Consider the following 24,699-nt stretch of genomic DNA (forward strand, 5'->3'; position numbering starts at 1 on the left):
GGGCGGGGCCCGTCACGCGCGCGCGGGGGCCTCGGCGCGTAATGCGGCTCGCGCCGCCAGCGCCGCCAACCCGCCGGCAACGACGAGCAGGCCCGCGCTCAGCCCGAACGTCGCGCGATAGCCGTACAGGTCGAACAGCACGCCGCCGCCTGTCGCGCCGAGCGCGATCGCGAGCTGCACGACCGCCACCATCAGACCGCCGCCGGCTTCCGCGTCACGCGGCAGCGCACGGGCCAGCCACGTCCACCAGCCGACCGGCGCCGCGGTGCCGAGCAGCCCCCAGACGGCAAGCAGCGCGGCGGTCGCGCCGATCGAGTGGCCGAACGCGATCAGCGCGACGGCGACCGCCGCCATCAGGCCGGGGATCACGATCAACGTCCGGTAGAGCCCGCGTTGCAGGAACGCGCCGATCAGGATCGTCCCCGCGAACCCCGCGACGCCGATCACGAGCAGCAGTACCGACAACCCGGCGGCCCCCGCGTGCGTCACGGCTTCGAGGAAGGGCCGCAAGTACGTGAACAGCGTGAACTGCCCCATGAAAAAGACGCTGACCGCCGTCATGCCGAGCGCGACCGGCGCGCTCGCCAGCAGTGCGAACGCGCGCCCGGGCGTGGCGCTGCCGTGCGCGGCGTGCATGCGCGGCAGGCTCGCGAGCTTCCAGCCGAACGCGATCGCGGCGACCGGCACGACGCAGAAGAACGCCCATCGCCAGCCGACGATGCCGCCGAGGAAACTGCCCAGCGGCGCGGCGACGACGGTGGCCAGCGCGTTGCCGCCGTTGACGATCGCCAGCGCGCGCGGAACCTGCCGGTCCGGCACGAGGCGCATCGCGGTGGCCGCCGACATCGACCAGAACCCGCCGATGGCGACGCCGATCAGCGCGCGCCCCGCGATGAACACCAGATAGTTCGGCGCAAATGCGACGACCGTGCCGGACACGATCATCAGCAGCGTGAGCGACAGCAGGACCCGCTTGCGGTCGCGCCGCCCGGCCAGCGACGAGATGAACAGGCTCGTCAGCAGCGCGAACGCGCCCGACACGGAGATCGCCTGGCCCGCCTGCCCTTCGCTGATCCGCAGATCGTGCGCGATCGGCGTCAGCAGGCTGACCGGCATGAATTCGGACGCGACGAGCGCGAACGCGCCGAGCGCCATCGCGAGGACGGCGCCCCATGCGGCGGTGTGAACGGGCGCGGGCCCGCGATCGGAAGGGGAAACGGCTTGCATCGTTGAATCGGGAAGAATGCGGAGCGGTGGCGTCGGGGATGGGCTCGTCAGTCGCAATGCGCGACGACGGCCGTGCCGCGATCGGCCAACGACGTGCGGCCGTCGGTATCGCGCGCCGCCGTCACGCGGGTGGACGCCACCCGCGCATCGTCGACCCACGTGCGCGGATTGGCGCGCGCCGGATTGAAGCCGGCGGCTTGGTAGCGAATCATGTCCTCGCGCACCTGCTCGCGCGTCAGGCCCTGCGCATGGACGAGCAACGGAGCGGAAACGGCAAGCGCGGCGACAAAAAGGCGAAGAAGGGATTTCACGAGACGGACTCCGGGAAGAATGCGTGGGCGGTTCCCGAGGCCGGCTGCGGGCGCACGGGAGCCTGAACGTTTCGCAGTCTATCGGCCCGCGCTCGATCGATTAAGTAGCGCGGCGCGCTTGGACTTATAAGCTGCACCGATTAATCGGCCGAGCGGGCGGCGGGCGGCACGGGGCGGTGTCGGTGCTAGGATGGGCGTCCGTTTCGACAGGAGCCGCCCGACATGCCGCGCGAAAACCTCAACGATCTGCTCGTGTTTCTGGCGGTGGCGCGCGACCGGAGCTTCACGCGCGCGGCGGCGCGGCTCGGCGTGTCGCAATCGGCGCTGAGCCAGACGGTCCGCGATCTCGAGACGCGCCTCGGCGTGCGACTGCTGACGCGCACGACGCGCAGCGTGTCGACGACCGAAGCGGGCGAGGAACTGTTTCAGGCCGTCGCGCCGCGCATCGACGAGATCGAGATGAAGCTCGCCGCGGTGGCCGATTTCCGGGACAAGCCGGCCGGCGTCGTGCGGATCACGGCCACCGAGCATCCGATCGACACGATCATCTGGCCGAAGCTCAGGCGGGTGCTGCCTGATTACCCCGACATTCGCGTCGAGCTGTCGGTCGACTACGGGCTGTCGAACATCGTCGAGGAGCGCTACGACATCGGTGTGCGCTACGGCGACCAGGTCGCGAAGGACATGATCGCCGTGCGCATCAGCCCGGACATCCGGATGGTGATGGTCGCGTCGCCGGCCTATCTCGACGGCCGCAAGCCGCCGAAGACACCTCAGGACCTGCTCGATCACGACTGCGTGACGCTGCGGCTCGCGACCGCGAAGGGCATCTATGCGTGGGAGCTGAAGAAGGGCAGGAACGAGATCCAGGCGCGCGTGAGCGGCCGGATCACCTGCAATACGCAACCGCATCTGGTGCAGGCGGCGCTCGACGGCTTCGGCATTGCGTTCGTCACCGAGGACATCGTGCTCGACCACGTGCGCAGCGGGCAACTGCGGATCGTGATGCCGGACTGGTGCCCGGCGTTTCCCGGCTATCACGCGTACTACCCTAGCCGCCGCCAGGCATCGCGCGCGTTCTCGATCGTGATCGACGCGTTGCGGCATCGGGCATAGCAGGACGGCGGGACGGCGGAGCCGGGCATCCCCCGGCTGGGTGGGCTTGCCCGGATCATGCACAATACGCGGCATCTGAGATGGGGAGACTGGCCCGTGGGAATCAACTTCGATTTGACCGACTTGCAGGCGTTTCGCGCGGTGGTGGAGCTGGGCAGCTTCCGGAAGGCCGCCGACGCGATCAGCATTTCGCAACCCGCGTTGAGTCGGCGGATCGACAAACTGGAGGAAGCGCTCGGCGTGCGTCTGTTCGAGCGCACCACGCGCAGCGTCACGCTGACCACCGTCGGGCGCGTATTCGCGCCGAGTGCCGAGCAACTGCTGGACGATCTCGACGTCGCGCTGCTCGGCATCCGCGACGTGTCATCGAGCCGTCTCGGTCATGTGACGATCGCGTGCGTGCCGTCGGTGGCCTACTACTTCTTGCCCAACGTGATCGCGAGCTATCATCGCCGCTTTCCGCGCATCCGGGTCAAGCTGCTGGATGCCGGCGCGAACGAGGTGCTGAGCGCCGTGATCAGCGGCGAGGCCGATTTCGGCGTGAGCTTCATGGGGAGCCAGGAACCCGAGATCGACTTCAAGCTGCTGCTGCAGGAGCGGTTCGTTGCCGCGTGCCGGCGCGACCATCCGCTCGCGCGCAAGAAGCGCGTGACCTGGAACGAGCTTTACGAGTACGAGTATGTGTCGGTGGACAAGACTTCCGGCAACCGCCTGTTGCTCGACCAGGCGCTGACGACCGTCGCGCCGCGTGCGCCGAGCGTGTGCGAGACGCGCCACGTGACGACCCTGCTGGGGTTGATCGAAGCCGGGCTCGGCGTCGCCGCGGTGCCGTCGATGGCGATGCCCGGACACGACCATCCGCTGCTCACGAGCGTGCCGCTCGTCGAACCGGTGGTCAAGCGCCGGGTAGGCATCGTGAAACGGCGCGGGCGCCCGCTGACGCCGGCCGCGGAGGAGTTTCACCGCGCCATCGTCGACGCCAAACGTGCCGGCACCGGCGCCGCACGCAGCGACGGATCGACGTGACGAATACAAAATATCCGGTGAATACGACCGGAACATCGAGGAAGACAGCATCGTGAGGTTGGCAAGGCCGCTTCGTTCGCTCTACGTGCAGGTTCTGCTGGCGATGGTGCTCGGCGTGAGCGTCGGGCACTTCTGGCCGTCGGCTGGCGCGATGCTCAAGCCGCTCAGCGATGCATTCGTCGGTCTCGTGCGGATGATGATCGCGCCGATCGTGTTCTGCACGATCGTCTCCGGCATCACGTCGCTGGCGAACGGCAAGGCCATCGGGCGCACGATCGTCCGCGCGCTGGTGCTGTTCTATCTGCTGACTGCCGTCGCGCTCGCGTTCGGCCTCGTCACCGCGTTCGTGCTGCGGCCCGGCGCCGGCATGCACGTCGACGTCCACCATCTCGACGCGAGCATCCTCGCGCAATATGCACCGCACGCGCAACCGCACGGGCTCGTCGAGTTCGCGTTGAGCGTGATCCCCGATACGATGCTCGGTGCATTTCAGAAGGGCGAGGTGCTGCCCGTGCTGCTGCTGTCCCTGCTGTTCGGTTTTTCGCTGAATGCGTATCCGCAGGCCGGTCGGCCCGTGCTGGCGCTGATCGACGGCGTCGCGCAGATCGTGTTTCGCGTGCTCGCGATGGTGATGCGGCTCGCGCCGCTCGGCGCATTCGGCGCGATGGCGTTCACGGTGGGACGCTTCGGCATCGGCTCGGTCGGCTCGCTCGCGCGGCTGATGGTGGCGTTCTACGTCGCCTGCGTGCTGTTCGTCGCGTTGGTGCTCGCGCCGCTCGCCCGGCTGCACGGCTTCGCGTTGTGGCGGCTGTTGCGCTACCTGCGCGAGGAACTGCTGATCGTGCTCGCGACGTCGTCGACGGAGCCGGTGTTGCCGCGGCTGATCGTCAAGCTGGAGTCGCTCGGTTGCGACAAGGGTGTGGTCGGCCTCGTGCTGCCGGCCGGCTACTCGTTCAACCTGGACGGCACCGCGATCTACCTGACGCTCGCGGCGTTGTTCATCGCGCAGGCGTGCGACGTACCGCTGTCCGCGCCGCAAATCGCGGCGATGCTGGCCGTGATGCTGTTGACGTCGAAGGGCGCGGCAGGCGTGTCCGGCAGCGGACTCGTCGCGCTCGTCGCCACGCTCGCCGTGATGCCCGATCTGCCGGTGGCCGGCGTCGCGCTGCTGGTCGGGATCGATCGCTTCATGTCGGAGGCGCGTGCGCTGACGAGCGTGGTCAGCAACGCGTGTGCGGTGATCTTCGTGTCGACGTGGGAAGGGGCGTGCGATCGCGCGCGTCTTGCGTGGATGCTGACCGCGGCCGGGCCCGTGGGCCCGAACGGCGCCGACGATGCCGACGATGCCGACGCCGACGCCGCGCGCGACGGGAAGGCGATCTGACGCACGCCTTCCCTCGGTGCTGGCTCAGTGTGCGGAGACGGGATCCAGTCCGGTCGATTTCACTTCCGATTGCACGTCGGGCGACGCGAGATAGTCGAGCAGCGCCTTCGCTTCCTTCGGATGTTGCGCGCCGACGGGGATGCCGGCGGCGAAACGCGTGACCGACTGCAGCGATTCGGGAATCTTGCCGACGAAGGTCGCGCCTTTAACGGGCAGCAGTTCGCTAACCTGCTGGAAGCCGATTTCGTAGTCGCCGTTTGCAACCACCGACGCCACCGGAATCCGCGGGACCATCTTCGCCTTCGATTTCACCTGGTCCTCGATGCCGAGCTTCTTGAACAATTCCCGCTCGATGTACACGCCGCTCGCGCTGTCCGAATAGGCGATCGACTTCGCGTGCAGCAGCACCTGCTTCAGCGCGTCGGGCGAGCTGATGTCGGGTTTCGCCGCGCCGTCGCGCACGACCATGCCAATGCGCGAATCGGCCAGCTCGACGCGCGATCCGGGGATCACCTTGCCTTGCTTGATCAGATCGTCGAGCGCGTAGCCGACCATGATCACCGCGTCGGCAGGCTCGCCGCGCGCGAGCCGGTTCGGAATCGCTTCGGGCGACTTGCCCATCGACGGGCCGAGCGCGGTGGCGAGCGTGTTGCCCGTGCTGGACGCGAACTGCGGGCCGAGCAGCTTGTAGGCGGCGGTAAAGCCGCCCGAGCTCATCACGTGCAGGTCGGCGGCCTGCACGTTCGCGCTGACCGCGCTGGTAGCGACGAGCGCGGTCGCGCACAGTTTCAGAAGCAGGTTTTTCATCGTCAGGGTCGTTGTCATGGTCCGGGTCGTGCGGAGTCGGGGCAGGTCGTTCGGCATCGCGCGTCAGTGCGCCGGCGTGAGCGTCGCCGGGTGGCGACGATAGAGCGCGAACGTCGCGAGCAGCGCGCACGCCGCGGCGAGGCTCATCCAGTAGCCCGGTGCGGCCTTGTCGCCGGTCATGTGAATGAGCGCGGTCGAGACGGCGGGCGTGAAGCCGCCGAACACGGCCGTCGCGAGGCTGTAGGCGAGCGAGAAGCCTGCGACACGCACCTCCACCGGCATCACTTCCGTGAGCGCGACGACCATCGCGCCGTTGTAGATCCCGTACATGAACGACAGCCACAGCAGCACGAGCAGCATGTTGACGAACGACGGCGCATGAGCGAGCAGCGACAGCGCGGGATAGGCGGTCGCGATCGCGAGCACCGTCATGCCGACGAGCAGCGGCCGGCGGCCGACACGATCGGACAGCGCGCCGCCGATCGGCAGCCAGACGAAGTTCGACAGGCCGACGCACAGCGTCACGAGCAGGCTGTCGGCGGTGCTCAGGTGCAGGACGGTCTTGCCGAAGGTCGGCGCATAGACGGTGATCAGGTAGAAGCTCGTCGTGGTCATCGCGACCAGCATCATGCCGGCGAGCACGACGCGCCAGTTATGCATCAGCGTGGTGAAGACTTCCTTCATGCTCGGACGATGCCGGCGTGCCTTGAACTCCTGCGTTTCCTCCAGGTTGCGGCGCAGCATGAAGATGAACGGCACGATCATGCAGCCGACGAAGAACGGCACGCGCCAGCCCCACGCGGCGATCGCCGATGCGCTGAGCCAGTGATTGAGCGCGAAGCCGAGGGCCGCCGCGACGACGATCGCGACCTGCTGGCTGGCGGACTGCCAGCTCGTGAAGAAGCCCTTGCGGCCGGGCGTGGCCATTTCGGCCAGATAGACCGACACGCCGCCCAGCTCGGCTCCCGCCGAAAAGCCCTGCAGCAGGCGCCCGAGCAGCACGAGCACCGGCGCGAGCAGGCCGATCGTCGCGTAGCCCGGCACGAACGCGATCAGGATGGTGCCGCTCGCCATGATCGCCAGCGTGACGATGAGGCCCTTGCGGCGGCCGACGTCGTCGATATACGCGCCCAGCACGATCGCACCGAGCGGCCGCATCAGGAAGCCGGCGCCGAACACGGCGAACGTCATCATCAGGGACGCGAACTCGCTCGCGGCGGGAAAGAACACGGCGGCGATCTGTGTTGCGTAGAAGCCGAACAGGAAGAAGTCGAACTGCTCGAGGAAGTTGCCGGCCGTCACGCGGAATACCGCGGCGGCCTTCGAACGTCCGGTCGGAAGGCTGGGCGAGGGGTGCATCTGGGTGTCTCCAGTAAATCGGGAAAATGCGCGGGGAGCGGTTGATTGTCGTTTTCGCCATGTTCGCCCGGAGACGGGGAAACGATAAGTGCGATTTTTGGAAGGATTGATGTTTTTTGGTTATCAATGCGTGTCGGGGATTTGATCCGACAAAAGCTTGGCTGCGCCCCAGGCAGGCAACGAACGCGCCCCGGACGATCAAAAAGAACCGGCGAGGCAGGGGAAGCCTCGCCGGCTGAAATGTCCCGGCTCAGGAGGGGGGTGCCGGGACATGAACGCACGACTCAATTGAGTGGGTACGGGCGACAAGACGTCCGGGAATTACTTCACGCTGGCAGTCTTCAGGTCGGGCGAAGAAATGGCACCCGATACCACGCTGATCGACTTGGCTGCTGGACGCGTCACCTGCGCAAGTGCCGACTGCATGTCCGGCCAGTGAAAGACCTTGCCCCATGCGAGAACCGCCACCAGGACGGTTGCCGTCGTCAGCGCGAACACTTTCCACGTGCGGCGGGATGTCGGCTTGCCACGCTTCGCCGCGGACCCCACCGGCCCCATTTGTGACGGCTGCATCGCGCTGGTGAAGCGGATGTCGTTGACGAACACCTTGCCGATTTCGTAGCGGTTGTGCGCCGGAATCGGCGGCTGCGGCTGCGACTGCGGCTGCGATCGCACGGGTGCATCGATCACTGTCGTCCCTTCGCCGATACGAGGTCGCACCGGTTCGAAATCGGCGGTGACTGACGTGAGCCGCGTGGACACCTGATCGAGGAACGCATTCACATCCGCGTGCAAATAACCCAGCACATCGATCGAATCGTCGTTCAGATGCTCGGCAATCGTCGCGAGTTGTCCGGCGAACAGTCCCGGCAAGTCGGACACGTCAGCTTGTTCGATGAGCATGTGATGCTTGATGAGCCCGCCGACGATGGCCGCGCACACGCAAGTGAGGGCGCATGTCGCCTGCGCCGGCACCGCAACCCGCGGGGCCACGTGATCGCTCAATTCCGTTGCATCGATGCCGGTTGCGTGTGCGACGAGCGTGAAGCCCGCATGCTCGAGCTCTTTCAATTTTCCGGTCGACTCGACCCATGTCGCGCACTCGTCGCGAATACGCGGATTGATCGTGCGCGACATGAGCGCGCCGAACACAGCGATCGTTTCATCGCGGCCTTCCGCTGCGCGGGCTGCCAATGCCGCAATCAGGATCGCCGCGGACGATGCAAACACCTGTTCGATGGCGTGCGGCGGCAATCCGACTTGTTGCGCGAGTTTCTGACGAACGACATCGTCGGCGCATGCGCGAAGCGCGGCTGAAAGATTGATCCGTTTCAATGGAGGCTCCCCGTTGGGTTCGTTGTGATGGGTTCGCGCGTGTCCCGCTTCGACGCGAGCACGGTCAGATCGCGCGCCAACGCTTCGAACACCGGCGCCCATTCCCCGTATGCGGGCTGCCGATAAAGGCGGGTGTTCGGATACCACGGACTGTCGGCCCGCTCGGTCATCCAGATCCAGTGCGGATTCACGTCGAGCAGTACCCAGGTTGGAACGCCGAGCCCGCCTGCCAGATGTGCGATCGACGTGCAGACGGTGATGACCAGATCGAGGCTCGCGACGAGCGCCGCCGTATCGTCGAACGACGACAGACCGGATGTCGGATCGAGCAGCGGCAGCCCCGCGTTTTGCAGACGCAGCACATCGCCATGCGCATCCATCTGCAAATTGACGAACGTCACGTCGCTCATGCCCGCGAGCGCATGGACGTAATCCATCGGATCCACCGAGCGAAGCGGATTGCGCTGATGGGTCTTGCTGCCGCTCCACGCAATGCCGACACGCAATTTCCGCTCGCCGGACAGGGCAGAACGCCAGTTGGCCACGTTCGCGCGATCGGCCTTCAGGTACGGTGTGCCGGGCAGGTCGGCCAGCCGCGCATCGAGCACGCAAGGCAGACTGCCGACCGGCAAATGAAAGTCGAACGGCGGCAGAGGGCGCTGATTGTGCGCGATGACCGTTTCGACCGCATCGCCAAGACTGCGTGCAAAAAGCGCATGCAGCGGTTCGAAACAGCAGTACACGAGCTTTCCGTGTTGCTGCCTGACGTATTGGGCAAATGCCGGGACGAAACGCATGAATTGCAATGCGTCGCCGTGGCCTTGTTCTCCCCATACAAAAATCGTTTTGCCGGCGAGCGGTTCACCGTTCCAAAGCGGAGCCGGGATGTTCGGTGAAATGTCGCGCAGTTCGGGCGATCCGGCCCACCGTGCTTCGTGATTGCGCCAGCCGTTCTCATAGTCGCCGCGCAGCAATTGCAGCATCGCGACGGTCCACACGATCGACGGGTTGTTCGGCTCGAGGCTCAGCGCACGCTGCGCGATGTCGAGCGCCGCGTCGAATCGGCCACATTCACGCAGCACGTAGGAATACGTCTGCAATGCCGTGACGTAGTTCGGCGCAAGGGCGCAAGCACGCTCCGCTGCCACGAGGCTATCGGCGATGTTGCCGGTTTTCAGCAGCACGGACGCGAGGTTCGTCCATGCCAACGCATGGTTGGGTTCTTCCTCGATCGTCGTTTCGAGCAGCTTGCGCGCCTCGTCATGCCGGCCCAATTCCAGGTAAGCCGCGCCCCAATTGTTGCGCAGCATCGGCAAGCGGGGATTCATGTCAGCCGCCTTCTCATAGGCGGCGAGTGCTTGCGCGTAGTGGCGCGCCGCGTGATTCGCGAGCCCGAGGCGGAACCAGTTGTGAGCGTCGGCAGCGAAATGCCGACACAGCACGAGCGCGATATGGGTGGCATCTTCGACGCGACTGCAACGCAGCGACGCATCGAACCAATCGATCAGCCAGCTATCACCGAGGTTTTCCTTTAACCCCACGCGATGAAACCACTCGCATGCGTCGACATCGTTTCCCATGCGAATGGAAAGGCGCCCGTGTTCGATCAGCGCGTCGACACTGTCCGGTTCGATGTGCAGCGCGCGATCGAGCATATCTTGCGCGTCATGAAGCCGGCCGCGCAGCAGCATCAACCGGCTGCAAGCAATGAAGGCGCGCGGGTTGCCCGACTCGATTGCACGATCGATATCGAGCAGGCGCGATGCGCCGATCAAATCGCTGCGCGTGATGCGGGTTTCTACGTCCGAGAGCCATTTCATTGCGATGCACTCCGCAGAATTTGAGCCGGCCGGATCTCGGCCTTTCGGGCAAGCTGGCCGATGAACGTGACGAAGGCGTCATCGTTGCGTTTGCTTTCCATCGCCTTGCGCATTGCGGCGCTGGCCTGCGTATACGACGGGATGACCGTATCGCGCCGCTCGTCGAGCCGCGCAACGATGAATCGGTCACCGACGTGCAATGGCGCGTTCGTGAACTGGCCGGGCTGCATCGTCGCGAGTGCCTGCGCGAGCGGCAACGGCAAACCGAGCGTCTGGCCTTCTTTCACCGGCTGCTTGAAGCTGATCCAAGCGGTTTGCGCGTCGCTTGCGTGGCTGCGCGTCGCGACATTCGCGAACGATTCCCCCTTTTCGAGCAACGCCAGCGCAAAGCGAGCGGTCGGTTCGTCGGCGAACGACATTTGACTGACCTTGTATTGGGTCGGTCCGAGCTGGCCGACGATTTCGTTGTAGCGCTGGCGAACTTCGTCGTCCGTAACCGGCTGCACCGGCAAATGCCGGGCGACGTACAGGCGATTTTCCGTATCGACTTTCGCTTTTTGCATGGCGGCGCGCACGGGTTGTGCGTTACCCAAACCGTCGCGCTCCGCTGCCTGACGAAGCAGCTCGCGCGCGACGAGCCCCTGCAACACTTCGCCGCGCGCCGATTCGGGGCGCCCGGTCATCGCTTCGTCCAGTTCGACGCGATGCAGCGCGACGCCGTTGACCGTCGCGACCACATCATCGGAAGCCGCCGACGCGGCGGGAGCGTGCAATGTCGCCGCCATCATTGCGAGTGCCGCCCAGCCTGGCACGCGCGGCGTTCGAATGCTTCGCATGGTTGTTTTCCTCCTGTGTTTTTTTGTCAGGCCGCAATCGATTCGAATCCGGGCTTCACGAGCTGACCGAGCAGTTCGTCGTAACGGGCAATGAGCGGTTGGTGGGTGGCAAGGAACGGCGCAATGGCGGCACGCTGACGCTCGCGGTATGCGTCGAAATCGTCGTCGTGATGCTTGATCGCGTGAATGAGCTGCTTCGCCCCCGCATCGATATCGCTTTCCGTGTAGTAGTACCCGACGTCCTTGCAAAGGTGCGCGTTGTGCACGAGCGCATAGCCGTTCCATGCCACATCGAAATAGAAGTAGTTGAGCGCCAGGCCCCACTGATGCGACACGACGATATCCGTGTGATCGGCGAGAAACTGCGGTGTATCGTGCCTGCCGACGAAGCTGACCTTGCTGTCGCGCACGAGGTCGAGGTAATGGGCGATACCGATGAATTCCGGGCACGAGCGCGCCAGATGCTCGGCATTGGTCACGTGGACGAACCCCATTCGCTCGCCGATTTCCCGGTAGGCGTGCTCCGCGATCAAGAGCGGGTTGAGGCAGAACTTCAGCACGTCGATATTGGGCTCCATGACGGAGACGCGCATCGCCGCTGCTCGTCCCGGTCGATACTCGCCTTTGAACGGCAACTGGTTCGTGCGCATGTCGAGGCACATCGGATCCCACACGAAAGGCACCGGCACCACCTCCTGGCGGCGAAGTACCCCCAGAAAACCGGCCGTCGTCTCCATCACCTGCGGGATGACCCAAACCTGGTCATAGTTCTGATTGATGAACACGTGATCGGTCAGGCGGCGGCCGAAGATCATCGCTTCGGTCATCTGTACGTACTCGGGCCCGCAGCAGTAGCTGACGATCTTCGTGTGCTGCGATTTCAGGTACGCGGTCTGCTCGTTGCTGATCTGGCCGCCCAGCTCGATCAGCACGTCGAGCGTGTCTTTTTCTTCTTCGAACGTGCACGTGGGAAACTGTTCGAGATCCCAGGGCAGGGCGGAAGTGATCGGCACGTCCGTGGTGTTGACGAGCACGACATCGTGACCCAGCGGCGAATGCTGAAAGAGCTTCGCGAGATACAGCGCGTTCTGCTTGATGCCGTTGACCCACAGGCTTTCGTTCGCATGGCGAAGCCCGATGGTGATGCCGATGCGTAATCCGCATGGAAACTTCATCATTACCCTCCGTCGTTTTCTCTGATGAACCAGCGAGTCACTCAACCACTTACCGCCGCCGCGATCGCGGCGCTGTACTGCTCGACATTCGCGGGCGCCAGCGGATCGAGCGTCGCGAGAAAGCGCCGCGCTTTCGCCTTGTAGTCGTTGAGACTCGCGTCGTGCACCGCGAACGCTTCGCGAAGCGCCAACGCACCGTCTTCGCAATCGAATCCTTCGTATCGATACCCGCAATCGCGCAACAAATCGGAGTTGTGGATCAGCGGGTAGCCGCCGTGCAGCGCTTCGTAATAGATGTAGTTCTGCGTGTTCTCCCACGTGTGCGACACGATCGCATCGGCTTCGCGCGTGAGAATTTCGTGGACGGGCAAACGCGGCTCGAACGTCGCGCGACCCTGCACAACCAGGTCGAGACTGCGTGCGAAGCCCACGAATTGCGCATCGCTTTTCAGTTGAATCGTGTTGAACACGCGCAGGTATTCGATGAGATCCGGCTGTTGACGGTGTGCGAGGTCGGCCACCAGCATCGGAATATGCGACGTCTTGACCATGCATATATTCGGTTCGAGCACGGCGATACGCCAGCGCGAGCGGCCTGCCTGATATCCGAATCCGCCGTCGGTCGCGCGCTCCACGAATGCCGGGCTCCACAGGTGCTGCATCGCCGTGACGGGCGCGCGCAAAGCCGTTTCGTAGTAGCTGGCGCACGTCTTCTCGAATGCCGGCAGCGTCCAGATTGCGCTGTACGGCGTGCCCGAGACGAGCATCCCGTGAGGCAGCGCGAACATCATTCGCTCGATATCGATCACGTAATCGTTCGCGACGCGCATACCGATGACGCGACCGCCTTTCTCACGGAAAGCACGTGCCCAGTCGGGATTGAGTTGCGCGCTCAGTTCGATAATCACGTCGAGCTTCTGTCGCGCGGTGTCGAGATCGATCACCGGGACCGGTGCAAACTCGAGAAATTGCGCGGCGGATGCGGGATCTCCGTCGCCGCCGTTCACGAGATGCACGGATTCGATGTTCGGCGCATGCTTGAGCAGCATCGCGAGGAAGTAGCAGTTCTGGAAGATGCCGTTTTCCCAGATCGATTGTTGCCCCTTGCGCAGGTAGATCGTCACACCGACGTTCAGCTTGTTCATGCGACGACTCCCGGTGCAACGCAATTCCGCGCATTTTTGCCGGTCAGCGCGAGCAGGCGGCGCGCGTACACGGAGCAGTTCGCGGTTGCGCGGGGCGCGAGCGACACGAGAAAGCTGCGCGCACGCTGTGTGTAGTATTTGTGCTCGGTGTCGTGGCGCTGAACGGCGCGCAGCAGTTGCACTGCGCCCGCCTCGATATCGGATTCCGGGTAAAAATAACCGAGGCTCGACAGCCACGGCGAGTTATGGATGAGCGGATAACCCCCGTACAGCGCGTCGAGATACAGGATGTTCTGATCGTTCTGCCATTGGTGCGCTATCAGAGCGTCCGCGTTCTGGCTCATGAACCCGGCGAAATCGTGACGGCCATCCAGCCGCACCCGCTCGGCGCGGCTCAAATCCATCGAATTCAGGAGAAACGAGAACGACGCGTGCTCGCGCATTTGGATGCTGTTGAGCACGTGTAACCCGCGAACCGCGTGCTGGTCTGCGCGAAACGCCGCCTCACCGATGAGCATCGGTATCACGCAGCATTTCACGACCGAAATATTGGGCTCGAAGACGGCGAAGCGCAGCCCACGCGGGCCGGTTTCGCCGCGAGTCGAGCGGGATTCGTATCCGAAGCGCAGTCCGGCCTGTTCGATGGCCTGAATGCGCTGTTCGATAAACGTGCTGTCCCATAGAAACGGCACTTCGTACACGGGGCAACGATGCAGGGTGCGCAGCATCGGCATCAGCGTGCGATCCTTGCCCAAAATCCAGATTTCATCGCAGCGATTCGCGCGCGAGAAATATCCGCTGCGTTGGAATACGCTTGGCTCGACAAGACCGACGTAAGGCTGACCACAGCAGAAGAAGACGACTTTCTTGCCTTGCGCTCGCGCATAGTCGAGCCACTCCACGTCGAGCCCGCCGCCCATTTCGAAGATCACGTCGGGCGGCTCCGGAAGATCGCGTGGCGCGACGAGCGGGATGTCGCCGGCGAGTGCGATGGCTTCCGGCGACAAGGATGGCTGGTCGCCGCAGTTCAGAAGCACGATATCCGCCACGAAAGGCAACTCGCGCAGCAGCTGCACAAAATAGAAGATGTTCTGACCTAGCCCGTTTTCCCATATGGATTGACCCGCGTGCGTGAGTACGGAAATTCCAATCTTCATGTTCTGGTTCTCAGGGTTTTCGTTGTGTTGAGTAACGACTCAACCAATCCGGTTATCGGCAGGGCGGAACGATGAAATACGGGAAATTTTCCGGGCCAAGTCAGATACTCAAAGCGTCGACTCATGCGTTACTCATTGACTCACGCATCACTCGAGCGTGATGTCCACGCGGCGATTCTTCGCACGTCCGGCCGGTGTTGCATTGCTCGCAACCGGGTTGTTCTCGCCGTAGCCGCGCACGTCGAATTTCTGTGCCGCCAGGCCGTGTTCACGCAGATATTGCGCAACGGATTGAGCGCGCCGCTGCGACAACTGTTGATTATGTTCGGCGGTGCCGGTCGAGTCGGTATAGCCGCTGATCGTCACGGTTTTGAATGGCGTACCGTGTGCCGCTTCGATCAGCGCATCGAGCTTGTCGCGAGCATCCGCCTTCAGCGTCGATTTGTCGGTGTCGAAGTTGGCGTCACTGTCGAGTGTGATGTGCTTCGCGGTAACAGGGGCAGCCGCGACGGGCGCCGGGACCGGCGCAGGTTTTACCGCGGCCGGCGGCGCGGGCTGAGCCGGCGTCGCGCACTGGAACGTCAGGATCCGCACGTCCCGCGGATTCTGCTCGTCACCCAGCGGTGCGACTGATTCGAGCGGCTGCACCTGCTTTTTGCCGCAGATTTCCACCGCTTCGGAATAGCACGCTTCCTGCCCTTCGAAAAGACCATGGCAATCGACGCGGTATGCCTGTTGCCCGTTCGGCATGCTGACGCGATACGCATTCCACGTCGGGCCTTGTGAAGCGCAAGCCGCCAGCAGCACGGTTACACCGATAACAAGAAGGGATTTCGCTGACATTTTTTGGTTTCCTTGTTTGATTTGCCTGATCGGTTGCGCGGAACGGACCTGAGAGAGCGTCCGTTCCGCGCGTCACAACGTCATCGCATTACGGCTTCGTTGGAATCCTTACCACTGGTAGGACGCGCCGACGCCGTAGGACTGACCGCCGCTGCTGATACCGACACCGCCGCGCACCTTCAGGTTGTTGGTAATGCGCGCGGTGAAGCCGATGGCCGTCGCGCCGTAACCCTGGAAGCTCGCACCGCCGATGCCGACCGAAATCGTCTTGCCTTGGTCGACATCGGGGATCATCGTCAACGCAGTCGCGGCAGCGACGCCGCCGTATGCCTTGCGGGCAACCGAATTGATGGAGTTGCTCAGGTCGTTCCGCACGTTCTGCAGTTGCGACATGTTCACGCCATCGGTCGGGTTGATGCCCCGCCCGACGTTGGTCAAACGGCGTTCGTTGCCGGCCGAGCCGATGGACACGGTGTTTTCCTCGTCCGCGACGGAATCCTTGCCCAGCGCAACGGAATTGCGTCCGCTCGCGATCGCACCGGCGCCCAACGCGGTCGCGTTGTCGCCCGATGCAGTCGAGTCGACGCCCATCGCGCTCGATTTCGCGCCGGTCGCGTTCGCGTTGTAGCCGATCGCCGTTGCAGCATTTCCAGCGGCGTTTGCCTTGTTGCCGAATGCGGAAGCATTGACGCCCCCGGCGGTCGCGTTCACGCCAACCGCGACAGCATCGGTACCCGTTGCGCCATCGTTGTTGTAGTTCCCGCCTTGCGTGCCGTTGTCGTTGATGCTGACGTAGTGCGGCTTGGCAGTGCCGATCGCGCCAATTGCAGTCGACAGCGACGTGATGCCGGTGCTCGTGCTCGTGCTGAGCGAATCAAGCCCGCTCGTGACGGTGGAAAGACCCGTCGAAAGCGAACTCATTCCGGTGGACAGCGACGACATACCGGTGCTCGTGGACGTGCTCAGGCTCGACACGGCAGTGCTGGTCGAAGTGGACAACGAGCTGACGCCCGTGCTCAGGCTCGATACCGAGGTCGACGTCGAAGTCGAAAGCGACGTGACCGAACTCGTCACGGTCGACAGACCCGTCGACAACGACGACACGCCGGTGCTCAGCGAAGAAATGCCGGTGCTGGCCGACGTGCTCAACGAAGACATCCCGGTGCTCAGGCTGGAAATTCCCGTCGAAGTCGACGTCGAAAGCGACGACAGGCCGGTACTCAAGCTCGAGACGCCCGTGCTCAGCGAAGATATGCCGGTGCTCGTCGACGTCGAGAGCGAATCGATTCCGCTCGTCACCGTCGAAAGTCCGGTCGAGAGCGAACTGACGCCGGTCGAAAGCGAGCTGATACCGGTGCTGGTCGAGGTCGACAGCGAGTCGACCGAACTCGTCACCGTGGAGAGGCCCGTGCTGAGCGACGAAACACCGGTGCTCAGGCTGGACACCGCCGTGCTCGTGCTCGTGGACAGCGACGACACGCCGGTGCTGAGCGAAGAGATACCCGTGGAAGTCGACGTCGACAGCGACGAAAGGCCGGTGCTCAGGCTGCTCACGCCCGTCGACAACGACGACACTCCCGTGCTCAGCGAAGAAACCGCCGTGCTCGTGGAAGTCGAGAGCGAATCGACACTGCTCGTCACCGTCGACAGGCCGGTGCTCAGGCTCGACACCGCGGTTGACGTGGACGTGGACAGCGACGAAACACCGGTGCTCAACGACGAAACCGCCGTGGAAGTCGACGTGCTCAACGACGAAACGCCCGTGCTCAGGCTGGAAACCGCCGTCGAAGTCGACGTGCTCAGCGAATCGACGCTGCTCGTCACGGTCGACAGGCCGGTCGACAGCGAGCTGATGCCCGTGCTCAGGCTGGAGATGCCGGTACTCGTGGAAGTCGAGAGCGACGACACGCCGGTAGACAGCGAGGAAATGCCCGTGCTGGTCGAGGTCGACAGCGAGCCGATCGCGGTGGACGTGGACGTGCTCAACGAATCCACGTTGCTCACGACCGTGGACAGCCCCGTGCTCAACGAAGAAATTCCCGTCGACGTCGAGGTCGAGAGCGACGAAACACCCGTGCTCAGGCTCGAAACGGCGGTCGAAGTCGAAGTCGACAGCGACGAGATTCCCGTGCTCGTGGACGTGCTGAGCGATTCGATCGACTGGTTGGTCGAATCCAGCTGCGAACCATTGATTGCGTCCGTGCTGTCCTTCGAAATCTGACCGGCCGCCACGTTCGTCACCTGGCGTTCCTGGCCCGGTGCGCCGACGCTCACCACGCCGACCGGATTCGCACCCGCGAACGAGTACGTCGTGCCGCCGATCACCGCACTCGGCGTCGGGTGTGCGACATCGGTGATCGAGCCTGCACCCAATGCGACCGAATTGTCGTTCTTCGCATTGGCGCCGTCGCCGATCGCGACCGCGCCCGCGCCGCTGGCGGTGGCGTTCGTCCCCGCCGCCAACGCATTCAGGCCGGTTGCACCGTCGTTGTTGTAGTTGCCTTCCTGCACGCCGTTGTCGTTGACGGAATAGTAGTGAGTCTTGCTTGCAGAAATAGCGGTGGACAACGAAGAAATGCCGGTGCTGGTCGAAGTCGACAGTGACGATACGCCGGTCGAAAGCGAATCGATCCCGCTCGTGACCGTCGAAAGGGCGGTGCTGGTGGACGTGCTCAAGCTGGAAATGCCGGTCGACGCACTCGTGCTGAGCGAAGAAACACCGGTGCTCAGCGAGCTTGCCACCGTCGACGTCGACGTGCTCAGTGACGAAATGCCCGTCGATGCCGAGGTCGACAACGACGAAATCCCGGTGCTGAGCGACGACACGCCGGTACTCAACGACGAAATGCCGCTGCTCGTGGACGTGCTGAGCGAATCAACGGCGCTCGTCACCGTGGACAGGCTTGCGCTGACGCTCGAGATCCCGGTCGAAGCAGATGTGGAAAGTGACGAAATGCCCGTGCTTGCCGACGTCGACAGCGAACCGATGCTGCTCGTGACGCCCGAAATGCCGGTGCTCAGGCTCGAAACTGCCGTGCTGGTCGACGTCGACAGCGAATTGATTCCGCTGGTGATCGTGGACAGGCCCGTCGAAGCCGACGTACTCAGCGAAGAAATGCCCGTGCTGAGTGAGTCAATGCCGCTCGTCACCGTCGACAAACCGGTGCTGGTCGACGTCGACAGCGACGACATGCCGGTCGACAGCGACGAAATGCCCGTGCTCGTGGACGTGGACAGGGTTTCGATCGCCGTGTTGGTCGCGTAAAGTTGCGAGCCGTTGATCGCGTCGGTGCTGTCCTGCGTGATCTGGCCCGCGGCCACGTTGGTGATCTGGCGTTCGGCATCCTTCGCGCCGACGCTCACGACGCTTTGCGGATTTGCCCCTGCGAACGTGTACGCATTTCCCCCGATCGTCGCACCCGCAGTCGGCGTTGCGGCGCCGGTAACGGAACCGGGACCGAGTGCTACGTCGCCGGCATTCGTGGCCGCTGCGCCCGAGCCAATCGCAACCGACGTTGCGCCGGTCGCGTTCGCGTTGTTGCCCACTGCGACGCTTGCCGCGCCGCCCGCCGTTGCACCGACACCTGCTGCCAGCGCGTTGATACCGGTTGCGCCGTCGTTGTCGTAGTTCGCGCCTTGTACGCCGTTGTCGTTCACGGAGTAGTAGTGCGTCTTGCTCGCTGAAATCGCGGTAGACAGCGAACTGGTCGCGCTCGACAAACCGGTCGACAGAGAACCAATCCCGCTCACGACGGTGGAAAGACCCGTCGATGTCGACGAAGAAACGGAGCTGATGCCGCTTGCGATCGTGGACAGGCTGGCCGACGTTGCCGTGCTGAGCGACGACATACCGGTCGACAGTGACGACACGCCCGTGCTCAACGATCCGATATTGCTGGAGACCGTGGACAAGGCGGTGCTGGTCGACGTGCTCAACGACGAAATGCCGGTCGAAGCCGAAGTCGACAGCGACGACAAACCGGTGCTCAGCGAGCTGACGCCCGTGCTCAGGGACGAAACGCCCGTCGAAAGCGAGGACACGCCCGTGCTGAGGCTGGAGACCGCCGTGGAAGTGGACGTGCTCAGGCTCGACACACCGGTGCTCAAGCTCGACATTCCGGTCGATGCGGATGTGCTCAACGACGAAATGCCGGTGCTGGCGGACGTGGACAGCGACGCGACGTTGCTGTCGGTGGTCGAAAGCCCGGTCGACAGCGAATTGACGCCGCTGGTGACGGTCGACAGGCCCGTACTGGTCGAGGCGCTCAGCGACGAGATCCCCGTCGAAGCCGACGTGCTGAGCGAAGACACGCCGGTGCTCAACGACGAAACACCGGTGCTGAGGCTCGACACCGCCGTGCTCGTGCTCGTGGACAGCGACGACACGCCCGTGCTCAGGCTGGAAACGGCCGTCGACGTGGAAGTCGAAAGCGTGTCGATTGCGGTATTGGTGGCGAAGAGTTGCGAGCCGTTGATCGCGTCCGTGCTGTCCTGCGTGACCTGTCCGGCGGCGACGTTCGTGATCTGACGTTCGCTGCCCGGCGCGCCAACGCTGACGACGCCCGCAGGCGCAGCGCCCGCGTATTGATACGTCGTGCCGCCGACCATGCCGCTCGCGGTCGGAACAGCCGCGGCGGTCACGGAACCGTTGCCCAGCGCAACCGAATTCGCGGTCGAGGCGCTGGCGCCCTGGCCGATCGCGACAGCGTTCGTCGCGGTGGCCTGTGCGCCGTCACCCACGGCCACGGCGCTTTGTCCGGCAGCATTCGCGGCATAGCCGACGGCCGCCGCATTGCTTCCGGCTGCGGTGGCGCCGACACCTGCCGCGATGGCATTGATGCCGGACGCCCCGTCGTTGTTGTAATTCCCGCCCTGGACGCCGTTGTCGTTGACGGAATAGTAGTGCGTCTTGCTGGCGGAAATGGCCGTCGAAAGCGAGCTTGCAATCGTGGAAGTCGACGTGCTCAACGAGGAAACGCCGGTGCTGAGGCTGCCGATACCGGTGCTCGCGCTCGTGGACAGCGACGAAATATTGCTGATCGCGCCGGACAGGCCGGTGGACAGCGAGCTGGCGGTCGTACTGGTGCTGGTGGACAGCGACGAAAGACCGGTACTCAGGCTGGAAATGCCCGTCGAAGCGGACGTGCTGAGCGAGCTGACGCCCGTGCTCAACGAGGATATGCCGGTCGAAGCCGACGTCGACAACGACGACAGGCCGGTGCTCAGGCTCGATACGCCGGTCGACAGCGAGGACACGCCCGTGCTCAGGCTGGATACGGCCGTCGATGTGGAAGTGGAAAGCGACGACACCGCCGTGCTTGCGGACGTGGACAGCGACGACAAACCGGTGGACAGCGAGCTCACACCCGTGCTGAGCGACGACACGCCCGTGCTCAAGCTGGAAATCCCCGTGCTCGCACTCGTGGACAGCGAATCGACCGCGAGGTTCGTTGCATTGAGTTGCGAACCGTTGACCGCGTCGGTGCTATCCGGGCTCAACTGACCGGCCGCTACATTCGTGATTTGTCGTTCCGAGCCTTTCGCGCCGACACTGACGACGCTTTGCGGGCTGGTGCCGGCAAACGCGTATTGCGTGCCGCCAATCGTCGCGTTCGGCGTCGGATTGGGCGTGCCGGTCACGGAGCCGCTGCCCAGCGCGACATCGTTCGCGTTCGTCGCCGTGGCGCCCGAACCGAATGCGATGCCACCGCTGGCCGCTGCGGCGGAAGCGTTACCCAATGCGATCGAACCGGTGCCCGTGGCGCTGTTCGAATTGCCCATCGCGAGTGCGCCCGTGCCGTTCGCCGTATTGTTCATACCGACCGCGATGGCCCCGTCGCCGATCGCCGAATTCGGATCGCCGATCGCAACCGCGCCGTTACCGCTTGCGGTCTGCTGGTTGCCGATCGCGACGGCGCTGCCGCTCAGCACGGCCGACTTCGAACCAATGGCCACCGAGCCGGGGCCGGCCGTTGCCGCGACGCTGTTACTGTCGCCCATGGCGACGCTGGAAGCAGCCAGTGCCTGCGAGTCGTAGCCCACCGCGGCGGCATTCGCGCCGCCCGCCGACGCCCCTACGCCTGCGGCAATTGCGTTGACGCCGGTTGCCCCCTTGTTATCGTAATTGGCGCCCTGTGTTCCACCGTCATTGACGCTGTAGTAGTGCGTTTTGTTCGCATCGACCGCGGTGCTGAGCGATGCGACGTTGCTGTTCGTCGTGGACAGGCCCGTGGACAGGCTGCCGATACCGGTCGATGCCGAAGTCGACAGCGAGTTGACCGCGCTGGTCACACCGGAAATGCCTGTGCTCAGCGACGAAATCCCGGTGGATGCGGAAGTCGACAACGATGAAAGCCCCGTACTCAACGACGAAACACCGGTGCTCAACGAGCTGGCGACCGTGGACAGCGACGACACGCCCGTGCTCAAGCTGGAAACAGCGGTCGATGTGGACGTGCTCAACGAATCGACGGCCTGGTTCGTTGCGTTGAGCTGCGAGCCGTTCACGGCATCGGTGCTGTCCGGCGTAAGCTGCCCGGCCGCGACGTTCGTGATTTGACGTTCTGCGTCTTTCGCGCCGACGCTCACCACGCTTGCCGGTTTCGCGCCTGCAAACGTGTACGCATTGCCACCGATCGTTGCACCCGCGGTCGGGTTTGCCGCTGCCGTTACCGAACCGGAGCCCAACGCCACATCACCGGCATTCGTCGTTGCTGCATTCTGGCCGATCGCGACGGAACCGGCCGCCGCGCCGGTTGCCGAATCGCCGAACGCCACGGCGCTCGTGCCGCCTGCGGTCGCGTTCGTGCCGACGGCAATCGCATTTACGCCGGTCGCGCCTTTGTTGTCGTAGTTTCCTTGCTGCGTGCCGTTGTCGTTGATGCTGACGTAATGCGTGCGCGTCGTGGAGACGACCGTGCTCAGCGACGACACGTTGCTGTTCGTCGTGGACAGTCCCGTCGAAAGGGAAGACACGCCCGTGCTCAGGCTCGATACACCGGTCGAAAGCGAGCTGACACCCGTGGACAGACTGGAAACCCCGGTCGACAGGGAGCTAACGGCTGTCGATGCGGAAGTGGACAGCGACGCGACGTTGCTGTTCGTCGTCGAAAGGCCGGTGCTGAGCGAACTGACGCCCGTGCTCAAGCTCGAGATTCCTGTCGATGTGGAGGTCGACAGCGAATCGAGGTTGCTGTCCGTGGTGGAAAGGCCGGTGCTCAGGCTCGAAATAGCCGTGGAAGTCGACGTCGACAGCGAGTCGATCGCGGTGTCGGTCGCGAAGAGCTGCGAACCGTTGATTGCGTCGGTGCTGGTGCCCGTGACACGACCCGCGGCGACGTTCGTGACTTGCCGTTCCGCGCCGACCTTGCCCACACTCACGACGCTCGATGGCGTGCCGCCGGCATACGTGTACGACTTGCCGCCGATGGTGCCGGTCGCCGTCGGATTGGCCGCAGCCGTCACCGAACCGGTTCCCAACGCGAGACTGTTCGCGTTGGCAGCGGTTGCGTCCTGACCGATCGCCATGGCGCCGGCGAGTGAAGCAGTCGCCCCCTGACCGATCGCGGTTGCGCCGGCGGCCGATGCAAGCGCCGCTCCGCCCAGCGCAAGCGAATTTCCACCGACAGCCGAAGCGGCATTGCCGAGCGCCACATCGTTGCTGGTCGACGCGGTGCCGGCCGCACCCGCAACTGCATTGGTGCCCGCCGCGAATGAATCGGTCCCGTTTGCCTTGCTTCCAGAGCCGATGGTAATGGCGCGAAGTCCTGACGCGACTGCCGATACACCGATCGCCGTGGCATTCGTATTCGATGATGTGGAATTGATACCGATGACCGTCGCGTTGACGCCGGACGACTCCGCGCCGTTACCGATCACGAGCGAATTCGTGTTGCTGCCGATCGCGGAACTGCCGATCGCCATCGAGCCCGTGCCGCTTGCGGTTGCCAACGAGCCGATGGCAGTGTTGTTCGTGCCCGTCGCGATTGCGCCGGCGCCTACCGCAGTCGAGTTTCCTCCGCTTGCGGTCGCTGTTGCGCCGAGCGCCATGCTTGCAATTCCGGAGGCTGACGCCGAATGTCCAAGCGTGACGGAGTCTGTTGCTGAAGCGATCGAAGCAGCGCCAAGGGAAAGGCCGTAGTCACCGGTTGCCTGCGATCCCGCACCGATCGCCGCGCTACTCGCTCCGACGGATTGCGCGGAAATCCCGATCGCCGCGCTTGCTTCTCCGCTGGCGCGTGAACCAGAGCCGAACGCAACTGCGTTCAGGCCGGTTGCGCGCGCCGAAGTACCGAAGGCGGCCGAACCTTGTGTCGAGGCGACCGCGAAGATCCCCATCGCCGTGGCGTTGATGCCCGTTGCTTGCGTGTCCGCACCTACCGCGGTCGTCCCTGATGCACCCGCCGTGGCGCCGCAACCCACGGCAACGCTTTTGAACGCCGCGGTGACCGTCGACTCCGAACATCCGGTCCCGGGGATATTGACGACCTGCGCATACGCTTCGTCGGGAGCGCTCAGCCCGGCAACCACCGCGACCGCTGCGACCGTCAGCACACTCAGTGCCGGCATCCCATCCAGGAAGCCATCCACGATGCCGACACCCATGGCGCCGATGCTCGAGCCCGGTGAGGTAGTGACGACACTGCTGGCGCTTTTGCCGCACGCCGAGTCCAGTTCGGACACAGCGACCCACGCGCCGAGAGCATCGTTCCATATGGATCGATAGTTCTTGTTCATTCTCTGATTCCTGTTGACGAAGGTTTGCGCGCCTACAGCAATGCGCCCCGTTCTCTCCCGCGACAGCCACCGCGTTCACGCACCGGGAGGTTCGTGCGTGTTAAATGCGCCATCCTTTATTACTCAAAAACTCTGCGGCGATCCTAACGTAAACAACACGAAAAAAGTATATGAGTGGATGAGTAAAGGAGTTAATCAGGAGTAGAATTGAGTTATTCAAAAACCCAATTGAATTAAGGTGTTACGGGCGTGCAATATTTTCCGAAGCCTTATGCTGCGGGGCGGGGCGGTGTGTTATTCCGCGAAGCCGGGCGTGAATCGAAGATATAAAAGAGCTGATTTAATGCGCGGCAAGTGGTGAAAGTTCCAAGCATGCAAAATACGGTCGTGTCTTTCTCGCTACACATGATTAAGAATATTTA

General features: G+C 63.9%; 16 protein-coding genes and 1 pseudogene. 4 read left to right on the top strand and 13 right to left on the bottom strand.

Annotated features, from left to right (window positions below):
- Nucleotides 1-12: 12 nt before the first annotated feature.
- Nucleotides 13-1,227 carry an MFS transporter gene (locus tag LMA02_RS32145; protein ID WP_228910705.1) on the bottom strand — a complete coding sequence of 405 codons (1,215 nt, stop codon included), beginning with the start codon at nt 1,225-1,227 and terminating at the stop codon, nt 13-15.
- A gap of 47 nt (nt 1,228-1,274) precedes the next feature.
- Nucleotides 1,275-1,538, bottom strand: coding sequence for a DUF4148 domain-containing protein (locus LMA02_RS32150; RefSeq protein WP_228910706.1), 264 nt, complete (start codon nt 1,536-1,538; stop codon nt 1,275-1,277).
- Between the two features lie 222 nt (nt 1,539-1,760).
- Between LMA02_RS32150 and LMA02_RS32155 the strand changes: the two genes are divergently transcribed.
- From LMA02_RS32155 to dctA, 3 genes are all read left to right on the top strand, one after another.
- Nucleotides 1,761-2,654, top strand: a complete 894-nt coding sequence (locus LMA02_RS32155; RefSeq protein WP_228910707.1) for a LysR family transcriptional regulator — start codon at nt 1,761-1,763, stop codon at nt 2,652-2,654.
- Between the two features lie 96 nt (nt 2,655-2,750).
- A complete protein-coding gene (locus LMA02_RS32160; RefSeq protein ID WP_175698862.1) occupies nt 2,751-3,680 on the top strand; it encodes a LysR family transcriptional regulator in 930 nt (309 codons plus the stop codon).
- Nucleotides 3,681-3,732: 52 nt separating this feature from the next.
- On the top strand, nt 3,733-5,064 hold the full coding sequence (gene dctA / locus LMA02_RS32165) for a C4-dicarboxylate transporter DctA (protein ID WP_228910708.1): 1,332 nt from the start codon (nt 3,733-3,735) through the stop codon (nt 5,062-5,064).
- A 24-nt stretch (nt 5,065-5,088) separates the two neighbouring features.
- On the opposite strand, the gene LMA02_RS32170 is transcribed toward dctA, so the two are convergent.
- From LMA02_RS32170 to LMA02_RS32215, 10 genes are all read right to left on the bottom strand, one after another.
- Complete coding sequence (locus tag LMA02_RS32170; RefSeq protein ID WP_228910709.1) at nt 5,089-5,871, bottom strand: substrate-binding domain-containing protein; 783 nt, start codon at nt 5,869-5,871, stop codon at nt 5,089-5,091.
- Nucleotides 5,872-5,934: 63 nt separating this feature from the next.
- The gene (locus tag LMA02_RS32175; RefSeq protein ID WP_228910710.1) at nt 5,935-7,230 is read right to left on the bottom strand and encodes an MFS transporter; all 1,296 of its coding nucleotides are present in this window, start codon (nt 7,228-7,230) and stop codon (nt 5,935-5,937) included.
- A 321-nt stretch (nt 7,231-7,551) separates the two neighbouring features.
- On the bottom strand, nt 7,552-8,565 hold the full coding sequence (locus LMA02_RS32180; RefSeq protein WP_228910711.1) for a hypothetical protein: 1,014 nt from the start codon (nt 8,563-8,565) through the stop codon (nt 7,552-7,554).
- Complete coding sequence (locus LMA02_RS32185) at nt 8,562-10,385, bottom strand: tetratricopeptide repeat protein (RefSeq protein WP_228910712.1); 1,824 nt, start codon at nt 10,383-10,385, stop codon at nt 8,562-8,564. Before LMA02_RS32185 ends, LMA02_RS32180 begins: the two co-directional genes overlap by 4 nt.
- Entirely contained in the window at nt 10,382-11,173 is a 792-nt protein-coding gene (locus tag LMA02_RS32190; protein ID WP_228910713.1) for a peptidyl-prolyl cis-trans isomerase, read from the bottom strand. The genes LMA02_RS32185 and LMA02_RS32190 overlap by 4 nt, the downstream gene beginning before the upstream one ends.
- A gap of 74 nt (nt 11,174-11,247) precedes the next feature.
- The gene (locus LMA02_RS32195) at nt 11,248-12,396 is read right to left on the bottom strand and encodes a DUF2827 domain-containing protein (RefSeq protein ID WP_228910897.1); all 1,149 of its coding nucleotides are present in this window, start codon (nt 12,394-12,396) and stop codon (nt 11,248-11,250) included.
- A 41-nt stretch (nt 12,397-12,437) separates the two neighbouring features.
- The gene (locus tag LMA02_RS32200; RefSeq protein WP_228910714.1) at nt 12,438-13,541 is read right to left on the bottom strand and encodes a DUF2827 domain-containing protein; all 1,104 of its coding nucleotides are present in this window, start codon (nt 13,539-13,541) and stop codon (nt 12,438-12,440) included.
- Nucleotides 13,538-14,698, bottom strand: coding sequence for a DUF2827 family protein (locus LMA02_RS32205; protein WP_228910715.1), 1,161 nt, complete (start codon nt 14,696-14,698; stop codon nt 13,538-13,540). The genes LMA02_RS32200 and LMA02_RS32205 overlap by 4 nt, the downstream gene beginning before the upstream one ends.
- A 147-nt stretch (nt 14,699-14,845) precedes the next feature.
- Nucleotides 14,846-15,541, bottom strand: coding sequence for an OmpA family protein (locus LMA02_RS32210; RefSeq protein WP_228910716.1), 696 nt, complete (start codon nt 15,539-15,541; stop codon nt 14,846-14,848).
- A 108-nt stretch (nt 15,542-15,649) separates the two neighbouring features.
- On the bottom strand, nt 15,650-16,483 hold the full coding sequence (locus tag LMA02_RS32215; protein ID WP_228910717.1) for a YadA family autotransporter adhesin: 834 nt from the start codon (nt 16,481-16,483) through the stop codon (nt 15,650-15,652).
- Here LMA02_RS32215 and LMA02_RS32220 point away from each other — a divergent pair.
- On the top strand, nt 16,467-17,762 hold the full coding sequence (locus LMA02_RS32220) for a hypothetical protein (protein WP_228910718.1): 1,296 nt from the start codon (nt 16,467-16,469) through the stop codon (nt 17,760-17,762). The two genes, LMA02_RS32215 and LMA02_RS32220, sit on opposite strands and share 17 nt — an antisense overlap.
- Here LMA02_RS32220 and LMA02_RS35645 read toward each other — a convergent pair.
- Nucleotides 17,711-24,277, bottom strand: a pseudogene (locus LMA02_RS35645) (ESPR-type extended signal peptide-containing protein); the annotation flags it as partial. The gene LMA02_RS32220 and the pseudogene LMA02_RS35645 sit on opposite strands and share 52 nt — an antisense overlap.
- Nucleotides 24,278-24,699 lie beyond the last annotated feature (422 nt).

Source organism: Burkholderia sp. B21-005, assembly GCF_020843965.1.
In the GTDB taxonomy this organism is placed as follows: Bacteria; Pseudomonadota; Gammaproteobacteria; order Burkholderiales; family Burkholderiaceae; genus Burkholderia; species Burkholderia ambifaria.